The sequence below is a fragment of the Pantoea sp. RSPAM1 genome (assembly GCF_038816185.1).
In the GTDB taxonomy this organism is placed as follows: domain Bacteria; phylum Pseudomonadota; class Gammaproteobacteria; order Enterobacterales; family Enterobacteriaceae; genus Pantoea; species Pantoea ananatis.
Genome location: NZ_CP046137.1, coordinates 1,449,685 through 1,472,514, shown reverse-complemented (window position 1 = coordinate 1,472,514; position 22,830 = coordinate 1,449,685). Strand labels below are relative to the sequence as shown.

The following is a 22,830-nucleotide window of genomic DNA, read 5'->3' as shown; positions in this document are numbered from 1 at the left end:
AAGGTGCGTCAGAGTCAGTTAAGCGTTTATACTGATGTCACGTTTTGTCAGGAGTCACGATTCAATGAATGCACAACCACAGAATCATCAGCACAATGTCGATGCACAGGAAATTGCCAAGTTTGAGGCCGTTGCCTCGCGCTGGTGGGATCTGGAGGGCGAATTTAAACCGCTGCACCGTATTAACCCCCTGCGGCTGGGCTATATTGCACAACACAGCAATGGGCTGTTCGGCAAGAAAGTCCTGGATGTTGGCTGTGGCGGCGGCATCCTGGCCGAAAGCATGGCGCGGGAAGGCGCGGTGGTCACCGGGCTGGATATGGGTGCCGAACCGCTGGAAGTGGCGCGTCTGCATGCCCTGGAGAGCGGCGTCACGCTCAGCTATGTCCAGCAAACGGTTGAAGAGCACGCCAGCCAACACGCGGGCGAATACGACGTGGTGACCTGCATGGAGATGCTGGAACATGTGCCCGATCCGCGTTCAGTGGTGCACGCCTGCGCGCAGTTGGTGAAACCCGGCGGTGAAGTGTTCTTCTCGACTATCAACCGCAATCCTAAAGCCTGGCTGATGGCCATTTTTGGTGCTGAATATGTGCTGCGCATGGTGCCGCGGGGCACCCACGATGTGAAGAAGTTTATTCGCCCTTCCGAACTGCTGGGCTGGGTCGATGAAACGCCGCTACGTGAGCGCAATATGATTGGCCTGCACTACAACCCCATCACCGATAAGTTTCGTCTGGGCAACGGTGTGGATGTGAACTACATGATACATACTCATCACGGCGACGCCTGATAATCCTGCAGCGTGCGGCTCTGCCCTGCCCACGCTGCTGTCATCCTGTTGTCATCTGCGCACGTTAGCGTTTTGCAGGGGCGGATCCAGGGCGTTGACTGAGACAGTATCTGCACGTTTTGCTCTCCCGCTCTGAAGTGTTGGAAAAGTTAGCGCAATGTTTGAAAAATCAGCGGTCGATCATAAATTGCAATATTTTCTCTGAATGGTTGACACGACCTGCGGCCTTACGAGACGCGGCTTAAGAAAACCCTCAGAAAATACAACCCCCGTAGACATCATTTTTTCCTCTTGTTAAGCGCCAGCAAAATACTAGAATAAGCCTCCATATTGTTATGCATATCGTCAACAACCCCAAGATGTAGTGTTTATCCACAACATTATTCACAATGAATATGCTGTGTATAAATCGGGATTTCTTTTAATTATTGGATACTCACGCAAAGGTAAAAACGCGACATGAACCAAAGTCTGCTCGTTACTAAACGCGATGGCCGCCAGGAGCGCATTGATCTCGACAAAATCCACCGTGTCCTCGACTGGGCGGCCGAAGGGCTGAACAATGTGTCGGTTTCACAGGTAGAGCTGCGTTCCCACATTCAGTTTTATGATGGCATCAAAACGTCTGACATCCATGAAACGATCATCAAGGCCGCTGCAGACCTTATTTCTCGCGATGCCCCTGACTATCAATACCTTGCTGCCCGACTGGCAATCTTCCACCTGCGTAAAAAAGCTTACGGTCAGTTTGAACCGCCCGCGCTGTACGATCAGGTTGTTAAGATGGTCGATCTGGGCAAGTACGATCGCCATCTGCTGGAAGACTACAGCTGTGAAGAGTTCGAGCAGATGGATGGCTTTCTCGACCACTGGCGCGATATGAATTTCTCCTACGCGGCCGTGAAGCAGTTAGAAGGCAAATACCTGGTTCAGAACCGCGTCTCCGGTGAGATCTACGAAAGCGCTCAGTTCCTGTATATCCTGGTCGCCGCCTGCCTGTTCTCAGGTTATCCCCGCGATACGCGTATGGATTACATCAAGCGTTTCTACGATGCGGTCTCGACCTTTAAAATCTCGCTGCCAACGCCCATCATGTCGGGCGTGCGTACGCCAACCCGTCAGTTCAGCTCCTGCGTGCTGATTGAGTGCGGCGACAGCCTGGATTCGATCAATGCCACTTCCAGCGCCATTGTGAAATACGTTTCTCAGCGCGCGGGCATTGGTATCAACGCCGGACGTATCCGCGCGCTGGGCAGCCCTATCCGCGGTGGCGAAGCCTTCCATACCGGGTGTATTCCGTTCTACAAACATTTCCAGACGGCGGTGAAATCCTGTTCGCAGGGCGGCGTTCGTGGCGGCGCAGCCACGCTGTTCTACCCAATGTGGCACCTGGAAGTCGAAAGCCTGTTAGTGCTGAAAAACAACCGTGGTGTAGAAGGCAATCGCGTGCGTCATATGGACTATGGCGTGCAGCTCAACAAAATGATGTACCAGCGTCTGCTGAAAGGCGAAGACATCACGCTGTTCAGCCCGTCAGACGTGCCTGGCCTGTACGATGCCTTCTTTGCCGATCAGGATGAGTTTGAGCGTCTCTACACCAAATATGAACAAGACAGCAGCATTCGCAAGCAGCGAGTGAAAGCCGTCGATTTGTTCTCCCTGATGATGCAGGAACGCGCCTCAACGGGCCGTATCTACATTCAGAACGTCGATCACTGCAATACACACAGCCCGTTTGACGCCAGCATTGCGCCGGTTCGCCAGTCTAACCTGTGTCTTGAAATTGCGCTGCCGACCAAACCGCTCAATGACGTCAACGACGAGAACGGTGAAATTGCGCTGTGTACGCTGTCAGCGTTCAACCTGGGCGCCATTGACAGCCTGGACGATTTGGAAGAGCTGGCGACCCTGGCGGTACGTGCGCTGGATGCCCTGCTCGATTATCAGGATTACCCGATTCCTGCCGCACAACGCGGTGCGATGGGCCGTCGCACGCTGGGTATTGGCGTGATTAACTTTGCTTACTACCTGGCGAAGCACGGCGTGCGTTACTCCGACGGCAGCGCCAACGGCCTGACGCACAAAACCTTTGAAGCCATTCAGTATTACCTGCTGAAAGCCTCAAACGAGCTGGCGAAAGAGCAAGGCGCCTGCCCGTGGTTTAATGAAACCACCTATGCGCAGGGCGTACTGCCGATCGACACCTACAAGAAAGATCTGGATGCGATTTGCAATGAGCCGCTGCACCTGGACTGGGAAACCCTGCGTGAGCAGATTAAAACCCACGGTCTGCGTAACTCAACGCTTTCTGCGCTGATGCCGTCTGAAACCTCATCGCAGATTTCAAACGCTACCAATGGTATTGAACCGCCGCGTGGTCATATCAGCATTAAGGCATCCAAAGACGGTATTCTGCGTCAGGTGGTGCCGGAGTATGAGCGTCTTAAAGATCAGTACGAACTGCTGTGGGATATGCCCTCCAACGACGGTTACCTGCAGCTGGTTGGCGTAATGCAGAAATTTATCGATCAGGCGATTTCGTCTAACACCAACTACGATCCGTCACGCTTCCCGAATGGCAAAGTGCCGATGAAACAGTTGCTGAAAGATCTGCTGACCGCCTATAAGTTTGGCGTGAAGACGCTCTATTATCAAAACACCCGTGATGGTGCGGAAGATGCGCAGGATGATCTGGCACCTTCTATTCAGGATGATGGCTGCGAAAGCGGCGCCTGTAAGATCTGACGGTCGGGCGGGAGCCATTCCCGCCCACATTTTCCCGCGAGGCCGGTGCTGAGCCTCGTCTACATTGGACAGTTTTTTATGGCTTACTCCACTTTTTCTCAGAATAAAAATGACCAGTTGAAAGAGCCGATGTTTTTCGGTCAGTCCGTTAACGTGGCCCGTTTTGACCAGCAGAAATACGATATCTTTGAAAAGCTGATCGAAAAGCAGCTTTCGTTCTTCTGGCGTCCTGAAGAGGTCGATGTTTCACGCGATCGCATCGACTACCAGGCCCTGCCCGATCACGAAAAACACATTTTTATCAGCAACCTGAAATATCAGACGCTGCTGGACTCCATTCAGGGACGCAGCCCGAACGTGGCGCTGCTGCCGCTGATCTCCATTCCTGAACTGGAAACCTGGATCGAAACCTGGGCATTTTCAGAGACGATCCACTCACGCTCTTACACCCACATCATTCGTAACATCGTAAACGACCCGGCGGTGGTGTTTGACGATATCGTGACCAACCAGCAGATACTGGCTCGTGCTCAGGATATCTCGCAGTATTACGATGATCTGATTGAGATGACCAGCTACTGGCATCTGTTAGGTGAAGGCACCCATCAGGTTAACGGTAAGTCCGTCACCGTCAACCTGCGTGCCCTGAAAAAGCAGTTGTACATCTGTCTGATGAGCGTCAACGCGCTGGAAGCCATCCGTTTCTATGTCAGCTTTGCCTGCTCGTTTGCGTTTGCCGAGCGTGAGCTGATGGAAGGCAATGCGAAAATCATCAAGCTGATTGCCCGCGACGAAGCCTTACATCTGACCGGTACTCAGCACATGCTGAACCTGCTGCGCACGGGCGAAGACGATCCTGAAATGAAAGAGATCGCTGCCGAATGTCGTGAAGAGTGTTTTGAACTGTTCAAAAAAGCGGCGTTACAGGAAAAAGAGTGGGCGGAATACCTGTTCAGCGGCGGTTCGATGATCGGCCTGAACAAAGATATCCTGTGTCAGTATATTGAATATATCACCAATATTCGTATGCAGGCGGTTGGCCTCGATCTGCCCTTCGAAACGCGTTCTAACCCGATTCCCTGGATCAACGCCTGGCTGGTGTCGGACAACGTTCAGGTGGCACCGCAGGAAGTGGAAGTCAGCTCCTATCTGGTCGGTCAGATTGACTCCGAAGTGGGCGAAAACGACTTCGACGATTTCCAGCTATAACGATGAGCCGTTCTGTTGTTATTCTGCGCAGTTCCGGTACCCGACTAGAGTGCGCAGACGATCACCCTAACCTGCTGACGATGCTGGAAGCGAATAACCTGTGCGTAGAGTTTCAGTGCCGGGAAGGCTATTGCGGCTCCTGCCGTATGCGGCTACTGAGCGGCGAAGTCGACTACGCGGAAAAGCCGCTGGCGTTTATTGAGCAGGGCGAGATCCTGCCCTGCTGCTGTAAGGCGAAGGGTGAGATCGAGCTTGAACTTTAGTCACTCATCTCAGGCAGTTAAAAAACCGTCATTCCAACCGAATGGCGGTTTTTTTATGGCGCTGGCTCAGGGAATGCGGGCAATCACCTTGATTTCAAAACCGACGCCAGTCAGGTGAGATCAACAACGCCACGTCCGCAGCATAAAACCGTCAGCGCGCGCCGCTTAACGGTTTGTCGGCGCTGTCATAAGACAGGCTGGGCGACGCCAGCCCCTTGGGTAAGCTCAGGCTTAGTGCTTCACCGTTTCGATCACGTCGATCCAGCCGTGCCCCGTGCTGACTTCACTGCCGTGTAGCCAACGGCGCAACATGTTCATCGCCATCATCGCCACCACTTTTTGCCGGGTTTCCAGATTATGGCGACCGTGATTAAACTTCACGCGTTGTCCCCAGGTCGCTTCCGGCGTGTGTAGCGCAACGGAAATCTCGCCTTCACTCAGGTTGCCGACCGACAGGGCCAACGGCGTCTGCAGCCTCGCCGCCAGCGCCTGCGTGCGCATCACCTGTACCTCAAGGCTTTCGTCCTGCTGCGGCAGAATTTCGGTGGCGCTCAGAGGAACCTCAGCCGAAGCCAACTGCCAGTTGAGTAACCCCGCGGTGTACTGCTCGCTGATTGCGAGACGCAGGTTACGTTGATTCAGCTCACGCGCCAACAGCGCAGGCAGCCCCTCCATGCCCTCAAAAATCGTGCATTCCGCCAGCAGTAAACGCACCTGCTGCCAGACCTGCTCCATCGCCACGCGCTGTGAGGCAGGCCCGGTGAGCTTAATTTCGATAATGGGCATTGATGAACGGTAGCCCATCAACACGTTTTCCGGCAGCGTCAGCGGCTCAAGTTCACTAGCGATATCGCTTTCACCCCGACCAAAGGTCGTCAGCCGCAGGCACAGTGGCGGCTCTGGCAGGTCAAATTTATTTTTCAGGCGAGGGATGATTTGTTGTTCAACCATCACTTTAAATTCGGAGGGTACGCCGGGGGTAAAAAACAGCCAGCAACGGTTGAGCTGCAGGGCGAATCCACAGGCGGTGCCTACCGGATTATCGAGCATCTCAGCATTGGCAGGAATTTCAGCCTGTTTGCGATTGCTGTCGGCCATCACACGTCCACGGCTGGCGAACCAGGCTTCCATGGTTTCCAGCCAGGCTTCCTGCATCACCAGTTCAACACCACTCGCCATCGCAGCGGCCTGGGCGCTAAGGTCATCAGATGTGGGCCCCAGGCCGCCGTTAACAATGAGCACATCCGCTTCAAGACTCCGGGCCTGTAAGGTCTCAACCAGGGACGACAGGGAATCACCTACCGTTGTACGGCTGGTCATCGGCATCCCGTGCTGAAATAACACATCAGCCAGCCAGGCCGCGTTACTATCGACGATTTGACCGTGTAACACTTCATCGCCCGTGGACAACATTTCGACTCTAATCACGTTCTTTCTCCTTGTGCCATTAGGTTCACTTTAGAAAGCCCCTGCGTAAAACACAATCCGTAAGCGAGATTTAACGTCGAATAAGGCCGCGTCTGGCGAGAGGATAAGGAGGAGATAAGAGGATATAAAGCAGGCAAGGGATATTCAGAAAACGCAAACGGACAAGCGAGCCTGTCCGTTGTACGTACCACGCGTTTAGCCTAGCGGCGAGCCAGCAGCAGGCCTAAAACCAGCCCTGCCGTTGCCCCAATACCGATGCCCTTCCACGGTTTCTCATGGACGTAATCGTCGGCACGGTAAGCAACCTGTTTAGCACGATAGTAGTAGCTATCAGACGCCTGACTAACACGTGACTTTACATCTTCCAGCGCGCGTTCAGCTTTGGTTTTCAGTTCGATGTATTTCTGGTCGGCCGGATCCCCTGATGACTTCAGCACTTCTTCCAGCGTTTCGGTCAGCAGTGCGATATCGTCGTCATAGCCAGTTTCGAAAGATTCAGTCTGTTTTACCATCATTTCCTCCATGTGAATTGCAATGCACCTGGTTAACTATAGTCACAAAACAGGGCTTTGCGTGGAACTCTGCCAGGAATTGCCTGAAAATCAGCGTGCGTAAACAAAACGGCAGTGAATCTGTGTCACGCTGAACGCTACGCAAAGAAGTGTAAGAGATGGCCCACTGGCAGCGATTTCGCTTCGCTTATTTGATTTATCTGATAAATTTTCAGCGAAATGAATTTTTATCTACGCCGACTGTCGTACCCAGCTGTTGCCTGTAATAATCAGGCCATGTGCAAATCAATGCGCTGACACGACAGTCACAGCAAACTCGAACAGCTAAGGAATGATCTCTGGCATGAATCGCAGAATGTTTATGAAAGCGTCAATGGCCTTTTCCGCCGTAAGCGGTATGACAGGCTTATCAACGCTGTTCGCGCAATCCGCCTGGGCAGATGATGGCATTGCTGACGGAACCGCAGTACGCTTCGATTTCAATGAGTTGAAGAAGAATGCGGCCGCGCTGGCTAAAAAGCCGTGGGGCGGCCCGCCAGGCCCGCTTCCGCAAACGCTGGCAAACCTGACGCCGCAGGCTTACAACGATATTCAGTACGACGCCAACCACTCGCTGTGGAACAACATTCCTGACCGCGAGCTTGATGTACAGTTTTTCCACGTTGGCATGGGCTTTAAGCGGCGCATCCGGATGTTCTCCGTCGACAGTGCCAGCCGTGAAGCGCGCGAGATTCACTTCCGCACCGAGCTGTTTAATTACAACGATGCGAAAGTTGACACCAAACAGTTGGAAGGTAAAACCGACCTGGGCTTTGCCGGTTTCCGCGCCTTTAAAAAACCTGAGCTGGCCCGCCGCGACATTGTCTCGTTTCTGGGTGCCAGCTATTTCCGCGCGGTCGATGACACTTATCAGTACGGCCTGTCCGCGCGTGGCGTGGCCATCAACACCTTCAGCAACGGTCAGGAAGAGTTTCCAGACTTTACAGCCTTCTGGTTTGAAACGCCGAAAGCGGAAGACACCACCTTTACCTGCTATGCCTTACTGGACGGCGCCAGCATCACCGGGGCCTATAAGTTTGTCATTCACTGCGAAGCCGAACGCGTGGTGATGGAGATTGAGAATCACCTCTTTGCCCGCAAGGATATTCGTCAGCTAGGCATCTCGCCGATGACCAGTATGTTCAGCTGCGGCACCAACGAACGCCGGATGTGTAACACCTACCATCCGCAGATTCATGACTCCGATCGCCTGGCGATGTGGAGCGGCAAAGGTGAATGGATTGCCCGGCCGTTAAATAATCCTCAGCGCCTGCAGTTCAACGCCTACGAAGACGAAAACCCGCGCGGCTTTGGCCTGCTCCAGCTTGACCATGACTTTGAGAACTATCAGGACGTGATTGGCTGGTATAACAAACGCCCAAGCCTGTGGGTGGAACCGGTAGGCAAATGGGGCAAAGGCGCCATTAACCTGATGGAAATTCCAACCACCGGCGAAACGCTTGATAACATCGTCTGTTTCTGGCAGCCCGCAGAGCCGATCAAAGCCGGTAGCGAATACAGTTTTGCCTACAAGCTGTACTGGAGCGCCCTGCCGCCCGTTCAGAGCGATCTGGCCCGCGTTGATGCGACCCGCACCGGCATTGGTGGTTTCCCCGAAGGCTGGGCGCCGGGCGAGCACTTCCCGGATGTCTGGTGTCGCCGTTTCGCTGTGGACTTTATCGGTGGCGACTTGCAGGCAGCCGCACCGAAAGGCATTGAACCGGTGATTACGGTTTCCTCAGGCACCTTTAAACAGGTAGAGATCCTGTATGTCGAACCGATAAAAGGTTACCGCATCCTGTTCGACTGGTATCCCAACAGCGACAGCGTGCAGCCCGTCGAGATGCGCCTGTTCCTGCGCACCAAAGACGAAACCCTGAGTGAGACCTGGCTCTATCAGTATGTACCACCGCCGCCGGACCAGCGTAAATATGTTGACGATCGCCAGATGACCGTGAGCTAACGCTTGCGCCTTGCGTGAAATGCATCTCAGGCCAACCGCCGGGATGCATTTTTTTTGCCTGCTCCCTATAGCGACATACTCACCCGGAAAAAGGAAAGCGCACAACGTTAATCCATTTTAGGTGGGCGTGGAAATGCGCAGGTCAGGCATCAGACAGTGAGCGGCGCTTTACTGCCCTGCTCTGCGCATATCGATATGGGGAATACCGTCCTCAAGGTAGCTGTCGCTGACCGTGATAAAGCCATGTCGCTGATAGAACGTTTTAAGGTGCGCCTGAGCAGAGAGAAATTGTGAATGCCCCGGCCAGTGCTGCTCACAACTGGCGATGGCCTGTGTCATCAGCTGGTTGCCTAAGTTCAGGCCACGTGCCTTACTGGATATGATCACGCGTCCGATTTTCACCTCTGCCCCTGCGCGATCGGGTGACAATATGCGCGCGTAAGCCAGCAGATCCCCCTGCGCCATGCCGAGAATGTGACGATTCTCGCCCTGCAAATCCAGGCCATCAATGTCCAGATAGGCGCACTGCTGCTCAACGACGAATACCTCACAGCGTAACGCCAGCGCCGCGTAGAGCTGCGAAACGCTTAAGGCTTGATGCTCAAGATCCAGCCAACTGATTTGCATGTCTTATCCTTACTAAATGGGCCGCCTGCCCGGGAGGCATCACATCACTGTACCGCGCCGGCCTTTCTGCAGCCAGTGAAGATAATGTTGAGGCCAGGCCATGGTTGGCGTGCCGGGTTTTCCCATACCAAAACCATGTCCGCCAGTGGCATAGAGAAGCATCTCGACCTCAACCTGCTGTCGGTGACAGGCGCGATCCATAATCAGGATATTATGAGGATCGGCTATAGGGTCATCTTTAGCCTGCACCAGAAAGAAAGGCGGCGATGCTGCTGTGACCGTATTTTGCACCGACCAGGCGGCCTCGGCCTTTGCGCCAGGATGATCGCCCAGCAAAACACGGTGAACCGATGTGTGCGTGTAAGGCGCTTCCAGTGTGATGACGGGATAAATCAGCGCGGCACCATCAACCTGAACGGGTACGCTGTTCTGAATCGCCATCACGGCGCCCAGGCGCGCACCTGTCGTGCTAACGGCCATACCGAGCAAATGCGCACCGGCCGAGAAGCCCAGTACCGTTAACCGTGTTGCCTGCGGCCTCAGCAACTGCATGGCACGCAACGCATCCTGCAGGGCGACCCGGTTGCCCTCTCCCCATCGTTCGGCGGGCAGACGGTAACGCAATATTGCGGCAGTGTAGCCACGCGCGGTTAACCAGTGCGCCGCAGGCCAGGCTTCTTTTGCCATTTCTATTCGTTTATAGCCGCCACCGCCAGCAATCAGGACGACATGCCCGTTCGCCATATCGGGGCGCAACACGGTTAACGTCGGTACCGCGATATGATGCTCCGCGCCGGAAGGCGATGTCACAACCGGCCCTTCCGGTCCGCCACCGCCCGGAGGCGTGCCGGACCAGAGAGGAAGGACAGTTTGCGTGACCGCAGACTGCGCTGCATGTAACAGCGTGCTTTTTGCGGTCAGTAGCGTAGCGGCACAACTCAGCAGAAAATGTCGGCGATCCACAGGCTTTGTTCCCCCTCGTCTGAACGGGCTTATTTCAGCACGAAACTATGGAAACAAAATGAAGATGGTTTTTTATACACAAAAAGGAATGGGCTGATGTATGGCAAGAGGAAATCAGTGGAGCGCCAACGTCCAGGCAAAAAAAATCAGGCCCGAGGGCCTGATTCAGTATGACAATCGACGGTTACATCAGGGGCTGAGCCATCTGCACCAGTTTGATTAACGGCTGTGGATAAACACCTAACAGCAGCACCAGAATCGCAGAAATCAGCACCACCACGCCGCCCGCGGTGAAGGCCCAGTTATCAGGTGTATCACGGTTAAGCAGCTCTGGTGGGCTCAGGTACAGGCTCACGGTAACGCGCAGATAGTAGTACAGGCCGATAGCACTCCCCACCACCACCGCACCGGTCAACCACCACAGGTGCGCACTCACGCCAGAGGCAATCACGTAGAACTTACCAATAAAGCCCAGCGTCATCGGAATACCGGCCAGCGACAGCATCATCACCGTCATCACCGCAGACAGAACCGGACGACGCCAGAACAAACCGCGATATGAGTAAAGTGAATCCGCATCCGGACCGCGATAAGGGCTGGACATCAGGCTCACGACACCAAAGGCACCCAGGCTGCTGAACAGGTAACCGGCCAGGTATACGCCTGAGGTTTCCAGCGACAGTTGATGATCTTTTACCGCAATCAGCGCCACCAGCAGATAACCCAGATGCGCGATGGAGGAGTAACCCAACAGGCGCTTAATGTTGCTCTGCGAGATCGCCATCAGGTTACCGAACAGGATGGAGACAAAGGCAATCACGCCCAGGACCGTCCGCACGGCTTCGCTGTCGGTCACCGGCGCATACATGAACAAGCGCATGACGACACCGAAGATGGCGATTTTACTGGCCGTGGCCAGGAAAGTTGAAACCGGAGCCGGTGCCCCCTGATACACGTCTGGTGTCCACAGGTGGAACGGCACCAGCGACAGCTTAAAGCCCAGACCGATAATCAACATGCCCAGGCCAACCAGCAGTAACGGCGCCTGAATCATGCTGTCAGTCAGGCTTTTGCCCAGGCTGACGAAGCCCAGGTTGCCAGAGTCAGCGTAAATCAGCGCGATACCAAACAGCAGGAAGGACGATGCCGCCGCCGACAGAATGGTGTATTTCAGGGCCGCTTCCAGCGAACGTTTCTGGCGGAACGCATACCCAATCAAACCAAACAGCGGCAGTGACAGCAGTTCAATGCCAATGAACAGGGACGCAAGATGGTTTGACGCTGACAGCACGATACCGCCCAGCGCGGCAATCAGGACCAGCAGATAAAACTCGTCCTTGTTGTCCGGGAAAGTCGCCAGCCATGGATAGGCAAACGTACAGGTTGCCAGGCTGGCCAGCATCACCAGTGCGGTATAGAACATCGAGTAAGCATCAACGCGCAGCAGCGGCGTGACGTCCATCGCCCCGACCTGGCCCACAAAATACAGCGACAGCAGAGCCAGGTTCAGGCCAACCACTGTTAGCGTGGCGTTAACAAAGTGGTTGCGTCGCCAGGCAATGGACAGCATCACAACCACCACCGTCAATCCGACGATTAACAGCGGCAGCAACGCGATCAATTGTTGAGGAGTTATTGTCATGGCGAATTACGGCCTTGTAGTTGAAATTGAAGCGGTAAACCACTGCTGAATATTGCTCATTGCAGCATGTGAGGTATCCAGAATCGGCTGAGGATAAACACCTAACAGCACCAGCAGAACCACGAGCACGCCAATGGTCAGGAATTCACGTGCCGACATTCCCGGCAGTGGATCTTTAGATTTCGCTTCGCCGTAGTAGGCACGCTGCATCATGACCAGCGAATAAACCGAAGCGAAAACCAGACCAAAGGTCGCAATCACAATAATGACAGGAACGACCTGGAAGCTGCCGGTGAGGATCATAAATTCCCCCACGAAGTTACCGGTACCCGGCATCCCCAGATTGGCGACAGCAAAGAACAGTGATAAACCCGGAATCCATTTAATGCGTGACCACAGACCGCCCATCTGACGCATATCACGCGTGTGCAGGCGCTCATACAGCTGACCACACAGGATAAACAGGGCCGCCGCAGACAGGCCGTGCGCAATCATCTGTATCACCGCGCCCTGAATAGCCAGCTGGCTGCCGGTATAAATCGCAATCAGCACAAAGCCCATATGGGAAATCGAGGTGTAGGCAATCAGGCGTTTAATATCCGTCTGCGAGAACGCCATCCAGGCACCGTAGAAGATACCGATGATACCTAGCCACATCGCGATAGGGGCAAACTCAGCGGATGCATTCGGGAACAGCGGCAGGCTGAAGCGCAGCAGACCGTAGGCGGCGGTTTTCAACAAAATACCCGCCAGGTCAACGGAACCTGCGGTCGGCGCCTGGCTGTGCGCATCGGGTAACCAGCCGTGAAGCGGCACCACCGGCATTTTCACCGCGAACGCGATAAAGAAGCCCAGCATCAGCAGATATTCGACGGTGTGCGACATCGGGGTTTTCAACAGCTGTTCGTAGTTGAACGTCCAGACGCCAGTGGCGTTGTAATGGACAAACACCAGCGCCAGAATCGCAATTAACATCACCAGACCGGATGCCTGGGTATAGATAAAGAATTTGGTGGCCGCCGTGATACGGGTTTTCCCGTCCGAGGCTTTATGTCCCCACAGTGCGATGAGGAAGTACATCGGCACCAGCATCATTTCCCAGAAGAAGAAGAACAGGAACATGTCGATGGCGAGGAACACACCGATAACGCCGCCCAGAATCCACATCAGGTTCAGATGAAAGAAGCCCTGATACTTCTCAATCTCGTTCCAGGAACACAGCACCGCCATCAGGCCGAGCAGTCCGGTCAGCACCACCATTAACAGCGAAAGGCCATCAAGCGCTAAATGGAAATTAATGCCGAAACGGGGGATCCAGGGTACTGAGAAGCTCGATTGCCACTGCGGAATACCCGCTGCCTGCGTCAGTGAATAGCCTCCCTGCAACCACAGCTGCAGTGAAAGCGCCAACGTCAGCCCCATGGTGATCAGTGCAATCCAGCGTGGCACTTTCGCGCCGAAGCGCTCGGCGAGCCAGCAGATAAAACCACCGAAGAAGGGTATGAAAATTAGCCAAGGTAATAACACGGCATACTTCCCTTTTATGGCCTTTTATGAGCTATCTTACTTGCCATTTTCATCCCCGGCAGTGCTCGCAATCCTCACGTACTTCAGTACGCTCCGGTTGCTGTGCGCTGGCGGTAATGAAACTGGCTGCGACGATTGCGCTCATTACTCGGTTATTTGGACATTCTTAACTGGGGTAAGCGAACTCACCCCGCTCATCAATCTTTAAATTACCAGCAACAGCGCCAGAACCACGACGGCACCCACGCTCATCGACGCCACGTACCAGCGCAGATAACCGTTTTCACTGACCACCAGACCTTTATTGGCGATACGTGAAAGCAACGCAGGCAGGTTCATCACGCCGTTGAGCGGATCGCGTTTTAACAGCCACGCAATGCCCAAGTACGGTTTGACAAACACCTTGTCGTAGAGCCAGTCGAAGCCCCAGGCAGCAAACCACCAGGTGCCGAAGAAGCGGCCCGGTGCGCTGTTGGCAATACGGGTCACCAGCTGACGTTTGCCCAGCCAAAGTGCGGCTGCAATCACGATGCCGGAAACGGCGACCAGACCCGATGCAATCTCCAGCGTCACTTTACCGTTTTCACCAAACTCATTGGCCGGTAAAACGCCCGCCAGTGGTGGAGTAATCAGTGCGCCAACGAAGGTAGAGAGCACCAGCAGCACCAGCAGCGGCAGATGATGGGTAATGCCTTTACCCGCATGAGCGTGAATCTTCTCTTCACCATGGAACACGATGAAGATCATGCGGAAGGTGTAGATTGAGGTCAGGAACGCACCCACCAGCCCCGCAACCATCAGGTTAAGATGACCGTTCGCCAGCGCACCAAACAGGATTTCATCTTTACTGTAGAAACCGGCGGTAATCAGCGGCAGGGCTGCCAGGGCCGCACCGCCCACCAGGAAGCAGGTGTACACCAGCGGGATGCTTTTACGCAGTCCGCCCATCTTAAAGATGTTCTGCTCGTGGTGGCAGGCCAGAATAACCGAACCTGAAGACAGGAACAGCAAGGCTTTAAAGAAGGCGTGGGTCATCAGGTGGAAAATCGCGGCATCCCACGCCTGAACGCCCAGCGCCAGAAACATGTAGCCAATCTGGCTCATGGTGGAGTAAGCAAGAACGCGTTTGATGTCCGTCTGAACCAGGGCAGCAAAACCTGCCAGCACCAGCGTAATCGCACCGATAATACCCACCAGATGCAGGACTTCAGGCGTTAACAGGAACAGGCCATGCGTGCGGGCGATCAGGTACACACCTGCCGTCACCATGGTGGCGGCGTGGATCAGTGCCGATACCGGCGTTGGACCCGCCATCGCATCCGCCAGCCACGTCTGAAGCGGCAACTGTGCAGACTTACCTACCGCACCGCCCAACAGCATCAACGTGGCCCATTGCAGCATGTGATTATCCGCCGCAAAGTGTGCTGGTGCCAGCTCTGCCATTTCACGGAAGTTGAGCGTACCCAGTTCGTTGTAAAGAATGAACAGCGCAAACGCCAGGAATACGTCGCCAACACGCGTGATGATAAAGGCTTTCATCGCCGCTTTGCCGTTTTCCGGGTTGCTGTAGTAGAAGCCGATCAGCAGGTAAGAACACAGCCCTACCCCTTCCCAGCCCAGATACATCAGCATCAGGTTGTCCGCCAGAACCAGAACCACCATGCTGGCGATAAACAGGTTGGTATAAGCGAAGAAACGTGAATAGCCTTCTTCTCCGCGCATATACCAGGAGGCGAACATATGGATCAGGAAACCGACGCCGGTAACCACCGACAGCATGGTAAGCGAGAGGCCATCCAGAGTCAGATTGACCTGAATGTTGAAATTGCCCACGTGAATCCAGGTCCACAGTGCTTGAGTAAAGACTTGCTGCCCATGGGCAAAGAAGTCGAAGCCGACAAACACCGTGGTGAGCGCAGCCAGACCGACCGATCCCATTCCCACCGTTGCAGACAGATTCTCTGACCAGCGGCCACGGGAGAACGCTAACAGCAGGAAGCCAATTAGCGGAAATAAGACAGTTAAATAGAGAAGGTTCATCCGCGCATCTCGCTCACAGTATCAATGTTCAGCGTCTGACGACGACGATAGAGCTGAAGCAGCAGGGCCAGCCCAATACTGGCTTCCGCTGCGGCGAGACTGATAGCCAGAATATACATCACCTGACCGTCAGCCTGTCCCCAGTAGCTGCCTGCAACAACCAGCGCCAGCGCAGCGGCATTGATCATGATTTCAAGGCTAATCAGCATAAACAGCAGGTTGCGGCGCAGCACCAGCGAGGTCAGACCTAGCACAAACAGCACTGCCGCCAGAATCAATCCATGTTGTAAGGGAATCATGCTTGCTCCTTATTCGCCTGCGCGGCATCGTTTGAACGGTTGCTTAGCACTTCGCCCTGGCGCTCTTCACGTCCCAGGTGGAAGGCCACAACCAGACCAGCCAGCAACAGCATTGACGCCAGTTCAACCGCCAGGACATAGGGGCCAAACAGACTGATACCTACCGCTTTCGCATCGATGATTTTGCCGTCAATGCCCTGATCCTGTGCCGTCAGGATGGCGTAAATCATAACGGCCAGTAGCAGCAGCGAGACCAGGCCAGGGCCAATCCACAGAGACGGACTCAACCATTCACGCTCCTGCTTCTGCGTCGCTTTGCCCAGGTTCAGCATCATTACAACGAACACGAACAGCACCATAATGGCACCGGCATATACGATAATTTCCAGCGCGCCTGCAAAGTAGGCACCCAGTGAGAAGAAGACGCCAGCCACTGATAACAGCGAAACGATCAGGTACAGCAACGCATGTACCGGATTAGTGTGAGTGATAACGCGCAACGTCGTTACCACCGCCACCAGTCCGCAAAGATAAAACGCAAATTCCATGCCCTGCTCCTTAAGGTAGTAAGCCTTTGACGTCGATAGGTTTCGCTTCGTTCTCTGCGTCACCTTTATCTTTACCGTCAATTGCCATACCTGCCATGCGGTAGAAGTTATATTCCGGATATTTACCCGGCCCCGAGATCAGCAGGTCTTCTTTTTCGTATACCAGATCCTGACGCTTAAACTCGCCCAGTTCGAAATCCGGCGTCAGCTGGATAGCGGTGGTTGGGCAGGCCTCTTCACACAGGCCACAGAAAATGCAGCGTGAGAAGTTAATACGGAAAAATTCTGGATACCAGCGGCCGTCTTTGGTTTCGGCCTTTTGCAGCGAGATACAGCCTACCGGACAGGCTACTGCACACAGGTTACAGGCAACGCAACGCTCTGCCCCATCGGGATCGCGAGTCAAAACGATACGACCACGATAGCGCGGTGGCAGGTAGACCGGCTCTTCCGGATACATCTGGGTTTCGCGTTTCGCGAAGGCATGCATGCCAATCATCCAGATACTGCGCACTGTCGTGCCGAAGCCTACGACAATATCTTTTAACGTCATTTCTTACCCCTTACTGCGCTGTGTACAGAATCACTGCGGCGGTCGCCAGCAGGTTCAACAGCGTCAACGGCAGACACACTTTCCAGCCGAACGACAGCACCTGGTCATAGCGTGGACGCGGAAGCGCAGCACGAATCAGGATGAACATCATCATAAAGAACGCCGTTTTCAGGGCGAACCAGATGAAAGGCGGCAGGAAAGGCCCATGCCAGCCCCCGAAGAACAGCGTCACAATCAGCGCTGAAACGGTGGTAATCGCAACGTATTCGCCCACAAAGAACAGGCCGAATTTCATCCCGGCATATTCAATGTGATAACCGTCGGCCAGCTCTTGCTCAGCTTCTGGCTGGTCAAAAGGATGACGGTGACAGACCGCAACGCCCGCAATACAGAAGGTCACAAAACCAAAGAACTGCGGGATGATGTTCCACAGGTGCGTCTGGCTGTTAACGATATCGGTCATGTTAAACGAACCCGCCTGTGCCACTACGCCCATCAGTGACAGTCCCAGGAACACTTCGTAACTCAGCGTCTGAGCCGAGGCGCGCATGGCACCCAACAGCGAGTATTTGTTATTACTCGCCCAGCCGGCGAACAGTACGGCATAGACTGCCAGGCCCGCCATCATCAGGAAGAACAGCAGACCGATGTTCAGGTCAGTGACGACCCAGGTCGGCGAAACCGGAACGATGGCAAAGGCCAGCAGCAGTGACACAAAGGCGATGACCGGCGCCAGGGTAAAGATAAAGCGGTCGGTGAACGGGGGAACCCAGTCCTCTTTAAAGAACATCTTGATCATGTCAGCGACCAGCTGCAACGATCCGCCCCAGCCTACGCGGTTCGGTCCATAGCGGTTCTGGAACAGGCCGAGCAGACGGCGCTCGGCAAAGCTCATAAACGCACCGCAGCCCACCACGACCAGCAGAATCACCAGCGCTTTACCCACGGCGATCAGAATGTCGATAACACCCGGAGTTAACCAGCTCATTGCGCCGCCTCCTGCAGAGAATCAATTTTTGCATTCGCCAGGAATGGCGGCACGCCCGGCAGGCCGAGTGGAAGCCCCACCTGCCCTGCCTGCAGCGAAGCGGAGAAACGCACAGGCAAGCGTAGGGTTTCACCGGCACAGGTTAATTCCACAGACGCGCCACTGTTCACGCCCAGCTTAGCGGCATCTTCCGGGTTCAGAACCAGGGTTGGTGCCGGCATGCGCTGCTGGATCACCGGCGCACGCTGCGTCATTTCTTCACTTCCGAATAACTGGTAGTAAGGCGCGACGCGGAACTGACCGTTAGTGGTATACGCGCCAGGTACGCTGCTGAACCAGGCTAACTGCGCCTCGCTGGCTTCGAACAGACGCACGCCGGGATCGCCGTGACGCAGTTTACCGCCCACTTCATCCTGGAATTTGTTCCATGCCTGCGGTGAGTTCCAGCCTGGCGCCCACGCAAACGGAATCTGCGAACGCGCTGCGCTCGGCTGGTTGTTCCCTTCCATTGAGAAGGCAAACATCGTGTCCTGATCCTGTGGCTGACGCGGTTCGTGCACGCTGATATTGGCACGCGCGGCGGTACGTCCACTGGCACGATGCGGAGAACGCGCCAGTTTCTGACCACGAATGCGGAAGCTGGCATCCGGCGCCGCCTCTTTAATGCCCTTCAGCTGTGGCAGGCTTGCCACCACGGCATCAATGACATGGTCCAGCTGCGTCCAGTCAACGTGACGACTTTCCAGCGCGCTGTGCAGCGAATGCAGCCAGCGCCAGCTTTCCAGCATCACGATGCTGTTGTCATAATAGGCAGGGTCGTAAACCTGGAAGAAACGCTGTGCGCGCCCTTCGTGGTTGATCGAGGTGCCGTCGCTTTCTGCAAAACTGGCTGCCGAGAGCACCAGTCCGGCTTTTTCGAGCGTGGCGGTGCGCTGATGATCGACCACAATCACGTTGGCCGCATGATTCAGCGCCGCATCCACCTGCGCTTTCGGCGCGTGACGGTACAAATCGTTTTCCAGTACCACGACCGCATCGGCTTCGCCTTTCTGCAACTGTTCCAGTGCCTGGTCCAGGGTGTTTCCGCCCATCAGACCCAGCCCCATGCTGTTGGCATGGCCGGCCAGTAAGGTGATACCGACATCAGCGCCGCGCGCTTTCAGCGCTTTCGCCACGTTCGCGGCCGCTTCAATCATGGCACTGCTGCCTGAGTGAACACCGGAAACGATCAGCGGTTTTTTAGCACCAGACAGCGCCTGCACGACGACATCCAGCTTGCCGTTCAGCGCAGGGTCGAAATCGCTTACGGCCGGGGCGGTTTCGTCCAGCGCATTCGCGATGGCAAATCCAAGACGCGCCTGATCTTCAACCGGGGCACGGTAGCTCCACGCGGCAATATCATCAAGACGCGTTTCATCGACGTTGGTGACAAAGAGTGGATGCTTAGCGTGCTGACCGATATTCATGATGGCCGCAATTTGCCAGTCTGCGACTTTCTGTGCAGCGGCCATTTCACGGGCTTTCCCTTTCACGGCCTGACGCACAGACAGGGCCACGCGCGCGCCAACCTGGGTCAGGTCTTCGCCCAACACCAGTACCGCATCGTAGCTTTCAATCTCACGCAGCGAAGGCGTGTAAATGCCGCCTTCACGCAGCACTTTCAGCAGTAATTCAAGACGTGCCTGCTCGCCTGCGGGCATACCGGTTGAGAAGTTTTCTGCCCCCACCAGCTCGCGCAGGGCAAAGTTGCTTTCAATGCTGGCTCGCGGCGAGCCAATACCGATTACGCGTTTCGCCTGGCGCAGGACATCAGCACCCACGTTAACAGCCTGTTCGGCATTCAGCTTCACGCTGTCGTTGCCACGCAGTTGTACCGGATGACGAGGACGGTCTTTCAGATTAACGTAACCGTAACCAAAGCGACCACGGTCACACAGGAAGTAGTGGTTAACGCTGCCGTTATAGCGGTTTTCGATACGACGCAGTTCGCCATAGCGCTCACCTGGACTGGTATTACAGCCTACGCTGCACTGTTGGCAAATGCTGGGCGCGAACTGCATGTCCCATTTGCGGTTATAGCGTTCTGAGTGAGTTTTATCCGTGAACACACCGGTTGGGCAGATTTCAACCAGGTTACCGGAAAACTCGCTTTCCAGCGTGCCATCTTCAGGACGACCAAAGTAAACGTTGTCGTGCGCACCATACACGCCAAGATCGGTACCGTCGGCATAATCTTTGTAGTAACGCACACAGCGGTAGCAGGCGATACAGCGGTTCATCTCATGAGAGATAAACGGGCCGAGATCCTGATTGCGGTGAGTACGTTTAGTGAAGCGATAGCGGCGGAAGCTGTGGCCGGTCATAACCGTCATATCCTGCAGGTGACAGTTACCGCCCTCTTCACATACCGGACAATCGTGCGGATGGTTAGTCATTAACCACTCCACCACGCTTTCACGGAACTCTTTCGCTTCGCCATCATCAATCGAGATGAAGGTGCCGTCGGACGCCGGCGTCATACAGGACATGACAAGGCGGCCGCGGGTATCTTCAGCGTTCTGGAATTGCTTTACCGCACACTGGCGGCAGGCACCCACGCTTCCCAGCGCCGGATGCCAGCAAAAATAAGGAATATCAAGGCCCAGAGACAGACATGCCTGTAGCAGGTTGTCCGCTCCGTTCACATCATATTCTTTACCGTCTACATGGATTGTAGCCATAGTGACATGCTTCCGTAAGGCTCGTCACAGACGAGCGTTAATCAAATTCTTGTTCCTGCACACTGCAGCAGGAACGGCGGCACAGGGCCAGCTCCCGTGGATAACGGCGAATTACCAGCGCGCTTTCAGCAGGTTTGGCTGAATACCACCGATCGATCGGGTATTACCAAACACCTGCGGCGCGATACCGGCTTCAAACTCTTCACGGAAATATTTAATGGCGCTTTGCAGCGGTTCGACTGCACCGGGTGCGTGGGCGCAGAACGTCTTGCCTGGGCCGAGCTGGCGGCAAAGCTGCTCCAGGGTTTCAATATCCCCCGGCTGGCCTTTTTTCTGCTCCAGCGCACGCAGGATCTTCACGCTCCACGGCAGGCCATCACGGCATGGCGTACACCAGCCGCACGATTCGCGGGCAAAGAACTCTTCCAGGTTACGCACCAGGGAAACCATATTGATTTCATGGTCCACGGCCATGGCCAGCGCCGTACCCAGACGGCTGCCTGCTTTCCCGATGCTGGCGAACTCCATCGGCAGATCCAGATGCTGTTCCGTCAGGAAGTCCGTTCCCGCCCCGCCCGGCTGCCACGCTTTAAAGCGCAGGCCATCGCGCATGCCGCCGGCGTAGTCTTCCAGGATTTCGCGCGCTGTAATGCCAAAGGGAAGCTCCCAAACGCCCGGATTTTTTACCCGACCAGAGAAGCCCATCAACTTGGTCCCGGCATCGTCGCTTTTTGATAAGCCTTTGTACCAGTCGACGCCATTAGCCAAAATAGCCGGCACGTTTGACAGCGTTTCAACGTTGTTCACGCAGGTCGGTTTGCCCCACACGCCCGCACTGGCGGGGAAAGGTGGCTTAGAGCGCGGGTTAGCACGGCGACCTTCCAGAGAGTTAATGAGCGCCGTTTCTTCACCACAGATGTAACGCCCTGCACCGGTATGCACAAACAGTTCAAAATCAAAACCGGTACCCAGAATGTTTTTGCCCAGCAGCCCGGCTTCTGTGGCTTCTGCAATTGCACGACGCAGATGCACTGCGGCTTCAATGTATTCACCGCGCAGGAAGATGTAGCCACGGTAGGCTTTCAGGGCAAACGCACTGATCAGCATGCCTTCAACCAACTGATGCGGCATCTGCTCCATCAACAGGCGGTCTTTATAGGTGCCCGGCTCCATTTCATCGGCGTTACACAGCAGGTAACGGATGTTCATGGATTCGTCCTTCGGCATCAGGCTCCACTTCAAACCGGTAGAGAAGCCTGCACCACCGCGCCCCTTGAGGCCGGAATCTTTCACCAGCGCCACGATCTCGTCAGGTGCCATGCCCTTCAGTGCTTTTTCCGCACCGGCGTAGCCGTTTTTGCTGCGGTACTCATCCAGCCATACTGGCTGCTGATCGTCACGCATGCGCCACGTCAGTGGATGGGTTTCGGCAGTACGAATGATCTGTTTGATTGTCATTGATACTGCTCCAGCAAAGAGGCGATGCCTTCCGGCGTCAGATGAACGTGCGTATCTTCATCCACCATCATGGTTGGGCCTTTATCGCAGTTACCCAGACAGCAGGTCGGCAGCAATGTAAAGCGGCCGTCGGTTGTGGTCTGGCCGGGCTTGATATTGAGGTTTTCTTCCAGAGCGGCCTGAATGCCCTGAAAACCGGTGATGTGACAGACGACGCTGTCGCAGTAGCGAATCACGTGACGGCCAACCGGCTGACGGAAGATCTGGCTGTAGAACGTGGCTACGCCCTCGACGTCGCTGGCAGGAATCCCTAACACCTCTGCGATCGCATGGATCGCACCGTCAGGCACCCAACCACGCTGCTTCTGCACAATTTTCAGTGCTTCAATGGACGCCGCGCGGGCATCCTCGTAATGGTGTTTTTCGTGCTCAATCGCATGGTGCTCTTCCGCACTCAGCACGAAGACCTCGTTAGGGTCGATCGTTTTAATAGCAATGTGTTGATCGTGCATA

General features: G+C 55.0%; 19 protein-coding genes. 5 read left to right on the top strand and 14 right to left on the bottom strand.

The features are described 5' to 3' along the window. Window positions 1-64: 64 nt before the first annotated feature. The 4 genes from ubiG (at window position 65) to yfaE (ending at window position 5,010) form a co-directional block, all read left to right on the top strand. The gene (ubiG, locus tag GKC68_RS07560) at window positions 65-793 is read left to right on the top strand and encodes a bifunctional 2-polyprenyl-6-hydroxyphenol methylase/3-demethylubiquinol 3-O-methyltransferase UbiG (RefSeq protein WP_015699856.1); all 729 of its coding nucleotides are present in this window, start codon (window positions 65-67) and stop codon (window positions 791-793) included. Window positions 794-1,252: 459 nt separating this feature from the next. After that, window positions 1,253-3,538 (top strand): class 1a ribonucleoside-diphosphate reductase subunit alpha, encoded by a 2,286-nt coding sequence (gene nrdA, locus GKC68_RS07555; RefSeq protein ID WP_342656723.1) that lies wholly within the window; start codon window positions 1,253-1,255, stop codon window positions 3,536-3,538. Window positions 3,539-3,616: 78 nt separating this feature from the next. Continuing rightward, complete coding sequence (gene nrdB / locus GKC68_RS07550; protein WP_028724961.1) at window positions 3,617-4,747, top strand: class Ia ribonucleoside-diphosphate reductase subunit beta; 1,131 nt, start codon at window positions 3,617-3,619, stop codon at window positions 4,745-4,747. Window positions 4,748-4,749: 2 nt separating this feature from the next. Beyond that, the gene (gene yfaE, locus GKC68_RS07545; protein ID WP_028724962.1) at window positions 4,750-5,010 is read left to right on the top strand and encodes a class I ribonucleotide reductase maintenance protein YfaE; all 261 of its coding nucleotides are present in this window, start codon (window positions 4,750-4,752) and stop codon (window positions 5,008-5,010) included. A 231-nt stretch (window positions 5,011-5,241) separates the two neighbouring features. Here yfaE and GKC68_RS07540 read toward each other — a convergent pair whose 3' ends face one another. Together GKC68_RS07540 and elaB are read right to left on the bottom strand one after the other, a co-directional pair. After that, window positions 5,242-6,438 carry a nicotinamide mononucleotide deamidase-related protein YfaY gene (locus GKC68_RS07540; RefSeq protein WP_047714196.1) on the bottom strand — a complete coding sequence of 399 codons (1,197 nt, stop codon included), beginning with the start codon at window positions 6,436-6,438 and terminating at the stop codon, window positions 5,242-5,244. A gap of 200 nt (window positions 6,439-6,638) precedes the next feature. After that, a complete protein-coding gene (elaB, locus tag GKC68_RS07535; RefSeq protein ID WP_015699853.1) occupies window positions 6,639-6,950 on the bottom strand; it encodes a stress response protein ElaB in 312 nt (103 codons plus the stop codon). A gap of 343 nt (window positions 6,951-7,293) precedes the next feature. Here elaB and GKC68_RS07530 point away from each other — a divergent pair, with 343 nt between their 5' ends. After that, window positions 7,294-8,952, top strand: coding sequence for a glucan biosynthesis protein (locus GKC68_RS07530; protein ID WP_028724964.1), 1,659 nt, complete (start codon window positions 7,294-7,296; stop codon window positions 8,950-8,952). A gap of 168 nt (window positions 8,953-9,120) precedes the next feature. Here the strand turns inward: GKC68_RS07530 and GKC68_RS07525 are convergent, their stop codons facing one another. The 12 genes from GKC68_RS07525 to nuoE all read right to left on the bottom strand — a co-directional run bounded on the left by GKC68_RS07525 (window position 9,121) and on the right by nuoE (window position 22,829). After that, window positions 9,121-9,579, bottom strand: coding sequence for a GNAT family N-acetyltransferase (locus tag GKC68_RS07525; RefSeq protein ID WP_089528018.1), 459 nt, complete (start codon window positions 9,577-9,579; stop codon window positions 9,121-9,123). A 39-nt stretch (window positions 9,580-9,618) separates the two neighbouring features. After that, window positions 9,619-10,542: an alpha/beta hydrolase gene (locus tag GKC68_RS07520; RefSeq protein WP_288431055.1), complete on the bottom strand. Its 924-nt coding sequence runs from the start codon at window positions 10,540-10,542 to the stop codon at window positions 9,619-9,621. 184 nt (window positions 10,543-10,726) lie between these two features. Further along, window positions 10,727-12,184, bottom strand: a complete 1,458-nt coding sequence (gene nuoN / locus GKC68_RS07515) for an NADH-quinone oxidoreductase subunit NuoN (RefSeq protein WP_028724967.1) — start codon at window positions 12,182-12,184, stop codon at window positions 10,727-10,729. 6 nt (window positions 12,185-12,190) lie between these two features. Next, window positions 12,191-13,711 carry an NADH-quinone oxidoreductase subunit M gene (gene nuoM, locus GKC68_RS07510; RefSeq protein ID WP_028724968.1) on the bottom strand — a complete coding sequence of 507 codons (1,521 nt, stop codon included), beginning with the start codon at window positions 13,709-13,711 and terminating at the stop codon, window positions 12,191-12,193. 204 nt (window positions 13,712-13,915) lie between these two features. Then, a complete protein-coding gene (nuoL, locus tag GKC68_RS07505; RefSeq protein ID WP_028724969.1) occupies window positions 13,916-15,751 on the bottom strand; it encodes an NADH-quinone oxidoreductase subunit L in 1,836 nt (611 codons plus the stop codon). After that, window positions 15,748-16,050 carry an NADH-quinone oxidoreductase subunit NuoK gene (gene nuoK, locus GKC68_RS07500; RefSeq protein ID WP_028724970.1) on the bottom strand — a complete coding sequence of 101 codons (303 nt, stop codon included), beginning with the start codon at window positions 16,048-16,050 and terminating at the stop codon, window positions 15,748-15,750. Before nuoK ends, nuoL begins: the two co-directional genes overlap by 4 nt. Beyond that, window positions 16,047-16,598, bottom strand: coding sequence for an NADH-quinone oxidoreductase subunit J (gene nuoJ / locus GKC68_RS07495; protein WP_028724971.1), 552 nt, complete (start codon window positions 16,596-16,598; stop codon window positions 16,047-16,049). Before nuoJ ends, nuoK begins: the two co-directional genes overlap by 4 nt. A 10-nt stretch (window positions 16,599-16,608) precedes the next feature. Then, entirely contained in the window at window positions 16,609-17,151 is a 543-nt protein-coding gene (nuoI, locus tag GKC68_RS07490; protein ID WP_006120020.1) for an NADH-quinone oxidoreductase subunit NuoI, read from the bottom strand. A 10-nt stretch (window positions 17,152-17,161) separates the two neighbouring features. Continuing rightward, window positions 17,162-18,139 carry an NADH-quinone oxidoreductase subunit NuoH gene (gene nuoH / locus GKC68_RS07485; RefSeq protein ID WP_028724972.1) on the bottom strand — a complete coding sequence of 326 codons (978 nt, stop codon included), beginning with the start codon at window positions 18,137-18,139 and terminating at the stop codon, window positions 17,162-17,164. Beyond that, entirely contained in the window at window positions 18,136-20,859 is a 2,724-nt protein-coding gene (gene nuoG, locus GKC68_RS07480) for an NADH-quinone oxidoreductase subunit NuoG (protein WP_342656722.1), read from the bottom strand. The genes nuoH and nuoG overlap by 4 nt, the downstream gene beginning before the upstream one ends. Before the next feature lie 111 nt (window positions 20,860-20,970). Then, complete coding sequence (nuoF, locus tag GKC68_RS07475) at window positions 20,971-22,311, bottom strand: NADH-quinone oxidoreductase subunit NuoF (RefSeq protein WP_028724974.1); 1,341 nt, start codon at window positions 22,309-22,311, stop codon at window positions 20,971-20,973. A gap of 2 nt (window positions 22,312-22,313) precedes the next feature. Further along, on the bottom strand, window positions 22,314-22,829 hold the full coding sequence (gene nuoE / locus GKC68_RS07470; RefSeq protein ID WP_006120024.1) for an NADH-quinone oxidoreductase subunit NuoE: 516 nt from the start codon (window positions 22,827-22,829) through the stop codon (window positions 22,314-22,316). Window position 22,830: the final 1 nt, after the last annotated feature.